This is a genomic window from Photorhabdus luminescens subsp. luminescens (assembly GCF_001083805.1).
In the GTDB taxonomy this organism is placed as follows: domain Bacteria; phylum Pseudomonadota; class Gammaproteobacteria; order Enterobacterales; family Enterobacteriaceae; genus Photorhabdus; species Photorhabdus luminescens.
This window is the reverse complement of sequence record NZ_JXSK01000011.1, coordinates 89,278-102,792: the sequence shown is the minus strand read 5'-3', so window position 1 is coordinate 102,792 and position 13,515 is coordinate 89,278. Positions and strand designations below refer to the sequence as shown.

Here is a 13,515-nt window from a genome sequence, read left to right as displayed (position 1 = left end):
AGATCGCAATAACGATCTATCTCAGTGTTTATATTGAAGAAAACAATTATCTGACATCGCCAATTATCCATGCGTTAACACATGATGATCAACATTGGCATGGCTCATTAGTTCGACCCGAATTCATCATCCTACAGTTCGCGCAAAATATCGCACAATAACTTGGAGGCAATATGCCAATAACCCCAACTTATCCCGGTGTTTATATTGAAGAGGACGCTTCACCAGCACTCTCTGTTCGTTCGGGTGCAACGGCAGTGCCTGTTTTTGCCGTCGCAAATAATAATTCATTAATATCAGGTAAGCCCTATATTCGCGTCAGTAGCTGGCTGGAATATTTGACGCTAAAAGGTGGGCAATTTAATCCTACCGATAAACTTGATATCGCACTGCGTGCCTATTTTATTAACGGCGGAGGATATGCTTATCTCGTCAAAACGCAAGATTTAGAACAGCAAGTTCCGGTATTAGATGATGTCACGCTATTGGTTGCCGCCGGAGAAGAGATCACCACCGCCGTCGGGACACTTTGTCAATTAGGCAAAGGATTATTCGCCATTTTTGATGGCCCTACAACCCAAATAACCTCAAGCCTACAACCAGACGATGTTGTTAAATCTTATCCGGCAACTCAATATGGCGCGGTTTATTACCCCTGGCTGACTGCGGGATGGGGAGAAAAGAAAGCCCCGGTTGATATTCCACCCAGTGCCGTCATGGCCGGTATTTTTGCCAGTGTCGATAATAGCCGGGGCGTCTGGCAAGCTCCCGCCAATGTTCCTGTTCAAGGAGGATTACAACCTAAATATCCGATGACTGACGACCTGCAAGGAAAATATAACCAAGGTAAGGCGCTGAATATGATCCGTACCTTTCCTAAGAGCGGTACGCTGGTCTGGGGAGCCAGAACCCTTGAGGACAGCGATAACTGGCGTTATATCCCAGTTCGCCGCTTGTTTAATAGCGCGGAACGAGACATTAAAAACGCCATGAGTTTCGCGGTATTTGAGCCTAACAGCCAACCAACCTGGGAAGCTGTACGTCGGGCGATTGATAACTATCTCCATTCCCTCTGGCAGCAAGGCGGATTGATGGGTAGCAAAGCTGAACAGGCTTATTTTGTGCAAATCGGTAAAGGCGTCACCATGACCGATGACGATATTAAGCAGGGCAAAATGATCGTCAAAATCGGCATGGCCGCGGTTCGTCCAGCCGAATTCATTATCTTGCAGTTCACACAGAATATCGCACAATAATTGGAGGCAACATGCCAACAACTCCGACCTATCCCGGCGTTTATATTGAAGAAAATGCGTCATTATCGCTCTCTATCAGCCACGGGAACACCGCAATCCCAGTTTTTATCGGCCGCTTCCAGCCCAAAAAAACTAGCTCACCCCTAAAAGCGATACGTGTTAGTAGCTGGCTGGATTTTACAAATTTATTTAATGTCGGTTGTATTACGTCAATCGCCATCACATCGACTAAACCAACGCCGCCGCCGCCCTCTCCTCCTTCCGGGAACGTTGAAAGCGATGCAGCGGCTGTTGCCTCTACCAATATCGTTGCTACTGCCAATATCGCTGTTAACGCGGGTGATACAAGCTCTGGTTATACTTACGCTGTAGCTGTCGGTACCTACACAACAAGTAGCGATGCGGTAAAACTTTATTTTCAAAATGGCGGTGGGCCTTGCTATATCCTGCCAATTGCTAATCCCCAAGAAACTGCCGCTTTGGCATTAATCCCCGAGTTAATTGAGCAAGCTCTGGAAATTACCTTAATCGCCTGTCCTGAACAGGATTCTTCCTACCAGAGCGCAATATACGGCAGCTTAACACCCGCATTACTGAATGCCGGCTATTTCCTTATCGCTGACAGCCAAACTAAAACCAGCATACCGGGCGTTAATGTGCAATCGCAAACCGCAACTTACTATCCGGCGGTGAAAGTCTCACAACTTATTCCAGTGGAAGATAGCCTGATCGCAGTTTCAGGTTATGAAGATGCGGCAGCAAACGAAGTCAAAAATCTGGCGCAACTCAAACAGAAAAATCTCACTGTCTATCAACAAGCGGTTAAAGCAATACAAGACAAAATAGCCTCCAACGGCAACACTATTCCTGCCAGCGCAGTGATGGCGGGCGTGTATTGTGCCACTGACGCCAGCCGCGGCGTCTGGAAAGCGCCGGCGAATGTCGTGCTAAGCGGAATTAGCGACGTCACTGAACGACTCAATGACGATCAACAAGGCGCCATGAATCAGCAAGGCATCAATGCCATTCGCTACTTCAACCATCGAGGATTTGTGGTATGGGGGGCGCGTACTCTGCAAAATGATGACAACTGGCGCTACATTCCAGTACGGCGTCTCTTTAATAGCGCAGAGCGGGATATCAAACAAGCTATGCAATCCGCTGTCTTTGAACCCAACAGCCAGCCCACCTGGGAAAGAGTAAAGTCGGCCATTGACAACTATCTCTATTCCTTATGGCAACAAGGGGCATTAGCGGGAAATAAACCACAAGAAGCCTATTTTGTTCAAATTGGTAAAGGGATCACCATGTCCGACGACGACATTAAACAAGGGAAAATGATTGTCAAAGTGGGCATGGCCGCGGTACGTCCGGCTGAATTTATTATCCTTCAGTTTTCACAAAATGTAGCACAGTAATCGTACTGAGACGCGGTTAAACACCGCGTCTATTCAGTCGTTAAGGAGACGATAATGGAAATAACACAGCCGAGCGTCACCGTCACAGAAAATATGATATCCCCAAAACAGGATGACACGTTTATCGGTATACCGGTTTTTATTGGTTATACCTCATCACCAGTCAATAAAAACGATGACGATAAAACCGCTATCAAACTCAATAGCTTGGCCGATTTTGCCCGGTCATTTCCTGAGTCAGGATTAATGTACTATTCCGTGCGCCATTTCTTTGAAAACGGCGGTCAACAAGCCTATGTGCTGTCATTAGGTACGGAGAAACAATTAAGCGATTTTTCGTCATTGATCACCGCGCTGCAACAAACGTGGCTGATTCAAACGATTGCCGCAGAGAACGACATTACCCTGATTATCACCCCGGATGTTATCCGCTTTAATCAGACAGAGATTTCCTATATTCAAAGAGATCTTTGGTTACAATTTTGGCAATCGGCGCTCAATCTTTGCAAGAGCCGACGCGGCATTATGGGGCTATTGGATGCGCCGGACGATCCAACATTAGCCGCCGAGTGTTTAACTCAATTCTCTTCCGCTGATCGACAATGGGGCGCCGTATACTGGCCGCGACTAAAAAGCGCCTATCAGGATAAAGCGCAAAATCCTATCGTGCTTTCACCGACCGCCGCAGTAGCTGCCATCATCCAGCGTAACGATAACCAACAAGGCGTATGGACCGCTCCCGCCAACATCGCGTTAGCCAAAGTGATCAGCCCGGTACGCGCTTATATTGAAGCCAATGCGCTGTTTAACCCGGATGGCGCCTCGCTGAATCTGGTTCGCAGCTTTCCCGGTAAAGGCATTAGGATTTGGGGATGCCGAACCTTGGACAATACCCCCGGTTCCCTCTGGCGTTATATCCAGATCCGCCGTCTGGTTTCTTATATCGAAGCTCATATGACTCAACTAGGCCGGGCCTTCGTTTTTGAACCCAATAACGCCATCACCTGGATGAAGTTTAAAGGACAAGCCTATAACTGGCTGCGTCAGTTATGGTTAAACGGCGGGCTACGAGGAACCCAAGAAGATCAAGCGTTCAAGGTGTTGCTCGGTGTGGGCGAATCAATGAGTGAAGCGGATATACAGGCCGGAAAAATGATCATAAAAATCAGCCTCGCGGTCTTAATGCCAGCCGAATTTATTGAGTTAAGCCTGACATTCGATACCCGTACCGGTACTACCCGCTAAGTTAAACAGAAGCAAAAGTTAAACAGAGGCAAAATATGAACAACCTCTACACCCCGGCAGTGTCACACCGTTTTATCGCCAGTTTTCTTTTTAACAACATTCCCAGTCCGCTCGATATCGCCTTTCAACGGATATCGGGCCTGAGCCGTGAGTTACAAATTACCCAACACAGCCAAGGCGGGGAAAACGCCAGAAATACCTGGCTGGCTGAAAAAATCCAGCATGGCAGTCTGGTGTTGGAGCGTGGCGTGATGACTGTGACGCCGCTGACGCTGGTGTTTGATCGCGTCCTGCGTGGCGAAAAAGCAGTCTATGCCGATGTCGTGATTATGTTACTGAATGAACATTCGTTACCCGTGGCAAGCTGGACATTAAGCAACGCGCTACCGGTGCGCTGGTCCACCAGCGATTTTGACGCCAATAGCAACACCGTTCTGGTGAACTCACTGGAATTACGTTATCAGGATATGCGCTGGTTAGGAGTAAAAGTATGACCGTCGAAATTAAAGAGCTGATTATTCAGGCCAAAGTCACCGATTCCGCGAGTAATCCCATCACACTTAATCCCGTCACACCACAGACATTAGCTCAGGAGACGCTGGATAACGCCCGTCTGATCGAGATCGTCAAACGGGAAGTGTTAGAGGCGTTGCGTGAAACAGGAGGCTATTATGAGCTTAATTGAACGCAGCCTGTCCAAACTCACCCTTACTGCCTTTAAAGACCGGGAAGGGAAAATCTCCGTAGGCAGCTTACAGGCGATGTATAACCCTGATGGGATTCAGCTCGATTATCAAACCCGCTACCAACAGGATGAAAGCGTTAACAATGCCAGCCAAAGCAGCCGCTATGTGCTATCGCAACCCGCCGGTTTGACGTTAGTCCTGCTATTTGACGCGACCATGCCGGGCAACAATATCCCGGTAGAAACCCAATTAGCGACGCTGAAAGCCCTGTGTACAGTGGATGCCAGCACCAGCGTTCCCCACTTCCTCAAAATCAAATGGGGCAAAATGCGTTGGGAAAACAAAGGTTATTTCGCCTGCCGAGCCAGCGGTCTTGCCATTAATTACACCCTATTTGATCGTGATGCGACTCCACTGCGGGCTAGCGCCACCCTATCCTTAGTCGCGGACGAAAGCTTTGTTATTCAAGCCACTGAGCAACAATTAAAATCACCGCCAATCACCGCAGTCAGCGTGACCGATATGCTCTCTCTGCCGTTAATCGCCTTAGGCGCCGGGGCTTCTCTAGCAGGCGGTATTGATTACCTCACCCTCGCCTGGCAAAACGATCTGGATAATCTTGATGATTTCACCCCAGGGCAAACGCTACAAGCGCAGGGGGACGCATGAAGATACCGGCGATAGAGATTAAAATAGCGGGAAAAACCCTCAGCCAGTTTTCTGTGGTTAGTCTGACCGTAAACCATCAAATCAACGGTATCCCCACAGCCAACATCACTCTCAACGTAGCCGGCGACGCCAACGCGATTTTTACCGCCAAAGCACAAGCTGAACTGACAAGCTGTCGGCCCAATCAAGCACTGATCGTGCAACTGCAAAAAACCGTGTTGTTTAAGGGGATCATTGTTCGGCAAGCGCTTAAGTTCAAAGGTCAGGACAGTCTGGTTACCCTGACGGCGAAACACCCACTGCAAAAACTCACTGATGGTTTTCATTCACAGCTATTCAGTCAGCAAAGTGATGAAGCCATTATCAGAAAACTATTCAGTCAGGCAGGGATACCCGTCACGATAAAACAGGCGCCTCAGCTTAAAACTGAGCATGAGCAAATGGTCCAGTTTCGCTGCCATGACTGGAAATTCTTAAAAAATCGGTTGGCCGCGACCAATATCTGGTTATTACCCGGTAACGAAACTGTCACGCTGGCAACGCCGGAATCACTTAATCAATCAACCGTACATACGATTAAACAACGTGCCGGCGATCAAGAGATTGTGCTGTTTGAGGCGGATCTGCAATGGGATAACCGACACAGCCCCAAAATGGTGAGCGTACAATCCTGGGATATCGCGCAACAAAAACTGTCTCAGGCCACTCAGGCAAAAAACAGCCGACTCGGCAGTGGTCAACTCGCGCCAGACAGTCTGGCAACTTTAACCGATCAGACATGGCAATGGGTTTTTAGCTATCCGCAAGATAATGAGCAAGCCAAACACTTTGCTCAAGGCATGATGAATCACCTACGAAGCCATAACGTTTCCGGCAATGTTGAAGTTGCAGGGGATAGCCGCTATCAACCGGGTGATCTGCTGGCACTAAACGGCTTTGGTCAAGGGATGGATGGCAAAGGCATCATCACCGGCGTCAGTCAGACCATCAATCAGCGGCAAGGCTGGCGCACCCGGTTAACTCTGGGCTTGTTGCCGGAGACAGAACCGGCGGTCCCGCAGGTTAAAGAGCTGCATGTAGGGATTGTGGAAAAATACCAACAGGACAAGCAGTCGCTGGACCGTATTCCGGTCAAGATACCGGCGTTAAATTTAACTAACAGCGTGCTTTTTGCCCGACTGGGTAAACCTTATGCCAGTCATGAAAGCGGGTTCTGTTTCTACCCGGAACCGGGGGATGAGGTGATTATCGGCTTCTTTGAATGCGATCCCCGCTTCCCGGTGATATTAGGCGCCATGCACAACCCGAAAAATAAAACACCAATAGAACCCAGTGAAAAAAACCCAATAAAAACCCTAGTTATTAAACAAGGGGATAATCAACAAGCATTAGTGTTCAATCATCAAGATAAAATTGCCGCCCTTAATAGCGGAAAACATGCGTTATCACTGCAACAGGATAAAGATATCACGCTAGATTCAGCGAAGAATCTCGTCACCAAAGCCCAGGAAATTAACCTACAGGCGGAAAAATCCCTGTCAGCCGCTGGAAAGTCCGGCGTCGATATTAAAGGTGCGAAAATTAACTTAACACAATAATAGGACAGCGAAATGACAGACAACATATTAGCCGATATTTATGGCCGGGGTTGGGCCTTTCCGCCACAATTTTTTATTAAAGATAATACGCATCCAGAAATACCCACCGGAGTCCAAATGGCATCAGGTGCAGAGAATGTTCGCCAAAGCATGAAAATTCTGTTTCTCACTGAACCCGGCGAACGCATTATGCGTGAAGATTACGGTTGTGGTCTAAATGATTATCTGTTTGCCAATATCAATGATGCACTGATAGCAGAAATCCAAACTCGCATTGAAGAGCGGGTACTGCGCTATGAACCACGCGCGGAAATCACGATGATTCAGATAAATCAGAGAACAGACTTGCCCAATACCCTGCATGTTCAGGTGACTTACGCCCTGAGAGGCAGCGAAATCAACCAACAAATTGATGGCATCCTTGAGGTCAGCGAAGGTCAGGTATGGGTGAACCTATGAGTAAACAAGTCGTGGTAGATGGTGACAATCTGCTATTTGAACCGCTATTCGGCAATCGACAAGTCACGCTTCTGGGACCGGCAACCATTAGAGGCAGCGGACACGCCCAGCTCCAAGGCAAAAAGATCGCCATTGTCGGTGACGAAAAAAAGGTCCAATTTCAGGCGCAATATATTACTCCCAGCCACCCGATACCCGGTATGGGAATGGTCACTATTGCTCAGTTGGATGCCAGCCAGCAGGCAAACTTTTGTCGCAGCACCGCCACAGTAATCGTGGTCGGGCAGCAATTTACCGCCCGTTTCACCCCGACACAACCGGCGAATAATCCATCGAGCGGCCCGGATGTGACAACGCCAAGTATGGGAAAAGGCCGTTTTATTGCCAGTCAATATATCGTCAGTGCCGGATAAATCCTCCCTTCAACCTTATTTTTAAATTCTGATAATTGATCAGGAATACATTCAAATAACAGGTGGTATCAATATGGGACAGGCCGAGTTAGATAATAAACTCTCCGCTATCGTGCCAAATACTGCTTTTAAACTTGATGAAAGAAGTACGCTGGATATTTTAAACTGGCTTAAAAAATACGCCGCCATTATTCCTTTCGATCAAGATAAAAAACAGTTTTGGGACAGTTTTTACTTTATTCAGAAAAACGATCCTCAGCAATTAGCCAATATTTACCAACAGGCTAATCAAGCCAATGGACTTTTACCGCCGCATCAAGCTTTTATACTGGCTTTTTTAAAACTATTAGAAACAACCAATCGATTATTAAACACCTTCCCAGCACGACATCGCGATCTTTATTATCGAGAATTACTAGGGCTGAATCCTAAAAATGCTCAGGCGGATAGTGTCGCCATCAGCGTTGTCCTGAATACGGATAACGCGGAATTTTTGGTATCACAAGGCACGCTATTTGATGCCGGGCAAGATAGCGCCGGCAATTCGTTACACTATGCGTCAGACGCGGATTTATTGGCGAATCAAGGATCACTGACCGACCTGCGTTGGTATCGGAAAGACGGTCACAATGGTTGGCAATCAGCAATCCCCTTTAATCTCTCGGATAACATTGCATTACCCGAAAACGGTATTCAACTTTTTAGCCCAACAGCCAATGATGTGGCAGTTCTGTCCGGTTATCTGATCACCTCTCCTCTGTTTGCTATGCCCGCTGGAGAACGTCATATCACATTAACGCTGGAAAGCGATTGGCAAGGTCAAGCTGAACACCTCACCGCTAAAATCAGTGCAGAAGATCACTGGTTATCGTTGTCGGTAAAACTTATCGACAAAAAGAGTATTGAACTTGGATTATCATCCAACGATGATCCTATCAGCCCGCCAGATAACCTTGATGGCATCACATTCGACGTACCAGTATTAAAATTAGGCACTACTCAGCAACCCACACTACCCAAAATTACCGGTATTGAAATCAATATTAACGGCAACCGCAGTGTGCGCTATGCCTCCGATGGCGGAACTGAACAAACAGATAAAACCAGTTTCCCCTTTGGTCAATTTCCCTCGTTGGGTTCCGGCTTTAATCTGGTTGCCCCTGAATGGTACGGTTCTGAAAACGCGACACTTACCCTGACTCCGCAATGGGTTGGCTTGCCCAAAGTGAACTTTTCAACATGGTATGAAAAGTATGATCCCAAACCCGGCAACAATGGCGTATTTAAAGTACAGGGTTATTTAGTCACTCCACAGGGAAGAAAGGCGCTCAATGCAACCCAGTCATTATTTAGCGGAACCGATGTACCTCAAGGGCAAAGCCTGAGTTTTACCTTACCGGCAATGAACTACTCGGTTACTGATAGCCCCTCACCCAATGATTGGCCCGCGTCAGTGCGCATAGAATTGGCTGAGCAGGATTTTATGCACAGCCAATACTGGCAAGATCCGACAGGTAAAAATTTACCCTACACGCCACAAATCAGTGCGTTGCAAATCACATTCAGCGCTAAAGTAAAAACTGAGCAATATACCGTTTATCCCCTGACTCCCTTTGGTTGGGGAAACCCAAACCAAGAACTGCCTTCATTCGCCAATGACGCACTCTATTTGGGCTTCACCAACGTGTTACCGGGACAAACGTTATCCCTATACTGGCAACTGGTCGGAATTCAAGAACTTACGCTATCTTGGTCTTATCTGAATCAGCAAAACACCTGGCAATCATTAAATCAACTGGTTCACGATCACACTCACAACCTGTTTGACCGGGGGATATGGAGTACGTTATTGCCACAGGACGCATCAAATCAAGCCGCCTTGATGCCGGTGGGACGATACTGGCTGAAAGCGGAGATAACCCAGCAGACCGCCCCTCAAGATTATCCAAGAATGCAAGACATACTGTATAACGCTGCCACCGCTACATTAATTAACCCAGAAACTGTTGAAAATGACCACTTTATCAATGGCTTGGCCGCCGATAGCATCAAGCAAACCGTCAGCGCGTCCGTCGCCATTAGCCGTGTGAAGCAACCCTGGGCATCCTGGAACGGTCGTCCGAAAGAAACAGAATCCGCTGTTCTTACGCGAATTCCTCCCCGGTTGTCCCATCGTAACCGTGCTTTAAGTTGGGATAATATCGTTACGCTACTGAAAGAGAATTTTATCAGCATATTTGATGTCAAATACCCTTCCGCCAATGAATTAACCAAAATCCCGGCTCCTGAAACGCAACAACTGATCGTGATCCCTAACAGCCGTTACAAAGATAACGACGATGCGCTACGCCCGATCCTGAATCCGGCCCGACTGGCGGAAATGGCCGACTGGATAAGCCAACTCAGCAGTCCCTGGACCACCGTCAAAATCGATAACCCCACCTACGTTGATGTGCTGATCAGCTATCAACTGGTATTTGTCGCAGGGGTTAATCCCGACTACGGCCGTCATCAGTTACAGCAGGAACTCAGCCGAAAATATATGCCATGGGCGGAAGATAGCGCTATCGGCGTCACGACCGGTAACCGCATTGATTACTACCCGTTATTAGCTACGATTCAGCAATCGCCTTTAGTTGAACGGGTCACCAACTTAACGTTGAAAAAATCATCCCAAACCGCAGGAGCAGTCGGTGACAGTGTAGAAGCGGCTGATAATGAAGTACTGATTTTAGTTTGGTCAGAAAAGAGTTTCGCTAATAAAGGAGCAAACCATGAATAATCAGGATGCCCTGTTTCCCATCGTTAAAGACGATATTGCCTTTGATACCTTACTGACTCAGGCGAAGACAGTGATTGAGCAACAGTCTGGGCAACTCTGGAGCAATACAGCGGAAAATGATCCCGGTATTACCTTATTAGAAGCCTGTTGTTACGGCGCATCCGATTTAGCCTATCGCCATTCGCTCCCCCTGCGCGATCTGCTTACCCCGGAAAAACAAGAACAGACACCGGACGATGGCATTTTTCCACAGGAATTCGGGCCACAACAAATGCTGACCTGCGGCCCGATTACCGCAGACGATTATCGCCGCGCCTTACTGGATTTACATAGTAGCGATAACAACAACAATGCAGATTATTTTTTCTTTAACGATGTACAGCTAATTCGTGAACCTGCAAGCGAACGCTATGAATATTGGTATAACAAAGAAAAACGCGAATACAGTTTTATTAAAACGCCAGACAGCCAACAATTAACACTGAGAGGCAACTACTGGCTTTATCTACTCCCTAGCCGGGAAACTGAGATCGATAAAACATTAGCGCAGCAAAGTCTGGCGGCTTTCCTAAAAAATAACCGTAATCTGGGGGAATCCGTCAGTAAAATTATCTGGCTACAACCAACAGATTTCCTATTGCAGCTTAATATTGAGCTAGATGATGACGTTAAAGATATTACTGACATCTTCGCTAAAGTCTATATGACAACCGCACAAACGGTACTGGCAACACCGTTACGTTATACCACTCAAGCCATGAAAGAATTAGGCTATAGCAATGAAGAAATATTCGCGGGACCTTATTTACACCACGGCTGGATACCCGAATTACCGGCGGCCAAAGATTACACCAAGCCGACAGAATTAAAGCTCAGTCATCTGGCTAATCGTTTACTGGCTATCCCCGGGGTACAAAGTATTACCCGATTGGCATTAGACAAACACGATGAAAATATTTCTCCGCTGGCGGACGATAATTGGTCCTGGACCATCGCTCAAGGATATTATTCCAGGCTATGGGGTAACGATCCCCTAAGCTTAATTTCCTCGCCAGCAAGCCCGCTCATTATTACCGCCAAAGGCGGCGTAAAAGTCGCCGTTTCTAAACAAGATATAGCGAGCAAGATTATTGCAGAGCCCTTAATCGAGACGCAGCCCGAATTATTAAACTGGGGCAAACATCGTAAAGTTTTGGATTACTATCCAGTCAGCAATAAATTACCCGCCTGCTATGGATTACAGACCTACGCGGAGACTCAACAGCAAATACACTTGCACCAATTTATATTGCCGTTTGAACAGATACTGGCTAACGGCTGCGCCGAACTCGCTATCTTGCCGAAACTGTTAGCCTTTAAACAACGGGGAAATGCAGTATCCGGCGCACAATGGCCTTTTAAAGCCAACACTGTCGGTCAGAAAGTCCATCAGGAAATCATGCCCGATTTAATCAAACAACTAAATAATGATTCCCAAATTAACAGTGATGACGGTATCCATCCGCAAAATTATGCAAAAGAATTATCAATCCTGAATGACTTATTGGAATATTTTGGTACCCATCGCGCGGCCAGACCACTCACTCTGGATTCATTGGATTTTCTCTCTACCCAGCGCGGTTATTTGGCGCAACAACCTGAATTGACCTATCAGCGTAATAATATTCGTATTGATAAAGTGTCCGCGCTGCAAAAACGGATTGCCGCCCGCATTGGTCTGGGAGGAGAATGTTTCAAAGAAAAACCCAATTTGGCTAATTTACCTTTCTATCTGATTGAACATCGTCAGTTATTACCGGTAAAGCCTGACAAAAAATTCGACAGTGAACAAAAGCCCGATAATCTGGTAATAAGGAGTGAGCCCAATGCTAAAAATCATCAATTAATCATTACCCAAAAAGAAACGGCAGACCAATTATTACATGGTCAAGTGATTAATCTGATAATTATTGAGGGCGACAGAAAATTCACATTACGGGGCCAAATGATCACCGATATTACCGGAGACGCCTTCTCACTTGACACCCGTAATAGCAGTGATCTAGAGCGTAATTTAGATCGTGTGAAAATCGCGTTTGAACAAGGTAATTTACGCTGGTGTAATAGCCCGGTATGGATGGAAGATATGGATTATCAACTGGTTTATGCCAGTGAGACATATCAAACGGGAACAGAAGATGAACGTTGGATAATCTCCAGCACCCAAAGCCCCTTCCCTGCTATGATCGAAACAAATGATGAAATCACCCTGAAATATATTATTACCCCCGATGGACTGCCGACAAAAACATTAGTTACAAAAACATTAGTTAATAATGATTCTCCCGCCGATTATGCACTTAAAGCACAAGTAGTGGAATTTGATCGCATTAAAGGCCGAATATTACTTAAAAAAATATCAGGCCAACAATATGATTTCCCGAAATCAGAAGACGCATGGCGCTATCGTTGGTATTTTTCCAATGAAAAATACGCGTTGGCTGACCGCTTTTCATTTATCGTCAGTGTAGTGATTAATCGTCAGCTTATTGAGAATGATAAGGTCGATCCTTATAAACTGGAGGCGTGGGTAAAAACAGAGATCTTAACCGAATTTCCCGCCCATCTTTCTATGATTTTCCACTGGCTATCACCAGAACATTTCAAGAATTTTGCCAGTACTTATAAGCGTTGGCAGAATAATGGCGCGCCTCTGGGTGATGAAGCCTATAATATCTTAGAAACCTTAACGTTAGGGCGTCTACCTTCAACGGCAACCGGTACCGGTAATATGCGAATCGCCACTGAACAGCAACGCAAAGAAGTTATTGGCGACTCTGGAACCGAATGGAACGAAAAAGTAATAGAAGATAATCAGTTATTATATGTACCAAAAATTTAAGTTCATACTAAATTTAAGTAAAAATAACAGCAAAAATAGATTAGTTGAATAATGTCGATTTCATAGTTAAATAAAATATTCTCTCTGATTGTCATTTCATTATATGGC

General features: G+C 46.4%; 11 protein-coding genes. All 11 read left to right on the top strand.

What is annotated here, in order from left to right:
- Positions 1-173: 173 nt before the first annotated feature.
- The 11 genes from TI10_RS20990 to TI10_RS20940 all read left to right on the top strand — a co-directional run bounded on the left by TI10_RS20990 (position 174) and on the right by TI10_RS20940 (position 13,407).
- Positions 174-1,256 carry a phage tail sheath family protein gene (locus TI10_RS20990; RefSeq protein WP_049585269.1) on the top strand — a complete coding sequence of 361 codons (1,083 nt, stop codon included), beginning with the start codon at positions 174-176 and terminating at the stop codon, positions 1,254-1,256.
- An 11-nt stretch (positions 1,257-1,267) separates the two neighbouring features.
- A complete protein-coding gene (locus TI10_RS20985; RefSeq protein ID WP_049585268.1) occupies positions 1,268-2,674 on the top strand; it encodes a phage tail sheath family protein in 1,407 nt (468 codons plus the stop codon).
- Between the two features lie 54 nt (positions 2,675-2,728).
- On the top strand, positions 2,729-3,919 hold the full coding sequence (locus tag TI10_RS20980) for a phage tail sheath family protein (RefSeq protein ID WP_049585267.1): 1,191 nt from the start codon (positions 2,729-2,731) through the stop codon (positions 3,917-3,919).
- Between the two features lie 35 nt (positions 3,920-3,954).
- A complete protein-coding gene (locus TI10_RS20975) occupies positions 3,955-4,413 on the top strand; it encodes a phage tail protein (RefSeq protein WP_049585266.1) in 459 nt (152 codons plus the stop codon).
- Positions 4,410-4,604 (top strand): DUF5908 family protein, encoded by a 195-nt coding sequence (locus tag TI10_RS20970; RefSeq protein WP_049585265.1) that lies wholly within the window; start codon positions 4,410-4,412, stop codon positions 4,602-4,604. Before TI10_RS20975 ends, TI10_RS20970 begins: the two co-directional genes overlap by 4 nt.
- Positions 4,591-5,274: a CIS tube protein gene (locus TI10_RS20965; RefSeq protein WP_049585264.1), complete on the top strand. Its 684-nt coding sequence runs from the start codon at positions 4,591-4,593 to the stop codon at positions 5,272-5,274. The genes TI10_RS20970 and TI10_RS20965 overlap by 14 nt, the downstream gene beginning before the upstream one ends.
- Positions 5,271-6,872, top strand: coding sequence for a phage baseplate assembly protein V (locus TI10_RS20960; RefSeq protein ID WP_049585263.1), 1,602 nt, complete (start codon positions 5,271-5,273; stop codon positions 6,870-6,872). The genes TI10_RS20965 and TI10_RS20960 overlap by 4 nt, the downstream gene beginning before the upstream one ends.
- A 12-nt stretch (positions 6,873-6,884) precedes the next feature.
- The gene (locus TI10_RS20955) at positions 6,885-7,331 is read left to right on the top strand and encodes a GPW/gp25 family protein (protein WP_049585262.1); all 447 of its coding nucleotides are present in this window, start codon (positions 6,885-6,887) and stop codon (positions 7,329-7,331) included.
- A complete protein-coding gene (locus tag TI10_RS20950; protein WP_049585261.1) occupies positions 7,328-7,744 on the top strand; it encodes a hypothetical protein in 417 nt (138 codons plus the stop codon). The genes TI10_RS20955 and TI10_RS20950 overlap by 4 nt, the downstream gene beginning before the upstream one ends.
- Before the next feature lie 73 nt (positions 7,745-7,817).
- The gene (locus tag TI10_RS20945) at positions 7,818-10,526 is read left to right on the top strand and encodes a baseplate J/gp47 family protein (RefSeq protein ID WP_049585260.1); all 2,709 of its coding nucleotides are present in this window, start codon (positions 7,818-7,820) and stop codon (positions 10,524-10,526) included.
- Positions 10,519-13,407 carry a hypothetical protein gene (locus tag TI10_RS20940; protein ID WP_049585259.1) on the top strand — a complete coding sequence of 963 codons (2,889 nt, stop codon included), beginning with the start codon at positions 10,519-10,521 and terminating at the stop codon, positions 13,405-13,407. Before TI10_RS20945 ends, TI10_RS20940 begins: the two co-directional genes overlap by 8 nt.
- Positions 13,408-13,515 lie beyond the last annotated feature (108 nt).

Bases quoted from the DNA above. Each gene is read 5' to 3' on its own strand.
- TI10_RS20990 (WP_049585269.1), top strand. From the start codon at position 174: ATGCCAATAACCCCAACTTATCCCGGTGTTTATATTGAAGAGGACGCT.
- TI10_RS20985 (WP_049585268.1), top strand. From the start codon at position 1,268: ATGCCAACAACTCCGACCTATCCCGGCGTTTATATTGAAGAAAATGCG.
- TI10_RS20980 (WP_049585267.1), top strand. From the start codon at position 2,729: ATGGAAATAACACAGCCGAGCGTCACCGTCACAGAAAATATGATATCC.
- TI10_RS20975 (WP_049585266.1), top strand. From the start codon at position 3,955: ATGAACAACCTCTACACCCCGGCAGTGTCACACCGTTTTATCGCCAGT.
- TI10_RS20970 (WP_049585265.1), top strand. From the start codon at position 4,410: ATGACCGTCGAAATTAAAGAGCTGATTATTCAGGCCAAAGTCACCGAT.
- TI10_RS20965 (WP_049585264.1), top strand. From the start codon at position 4,591: ATGAGCTTAATTGAACGCAGCCTGTCCAAACTCACCCTTACTGCCTTT.
- TI10_RS20960 (WP_049585263.1), top strand. From the start codon at position 5,271: ATGAAGATACCGGCGATAGAGATTAAAATAGCGGGAAAAACCCTCAGC.
- TI10_RS20955 (WP_049585262.1), top strand. From the start codon at position 6,885: ATGACAGACAACATATTAGCCGATATTTATGGCCGGGGTTGGGCCTTT.
- TI10_RS20950 (WP_049585261.1), top strand. From the start codon at position 7,328: ATGAGTAAACAAGTCGTGGTAGATGGTGACAATCTGCTATTTGAACCG.
- TI10_RS20945 (WP_049585260.1), top strand. From the start codon at position 7,818: ATGGGACAGGCCGAGTTAGATAATAAACTCTCCGCTATCGTGCCAAAT.
- TI10_RS20940 (WP_049585259.1), top strand. From the start codon at position 10,519: ATGAATAATCAGGATGCCCTGTTTCCCATCGTTAAAGACGATATTGCC.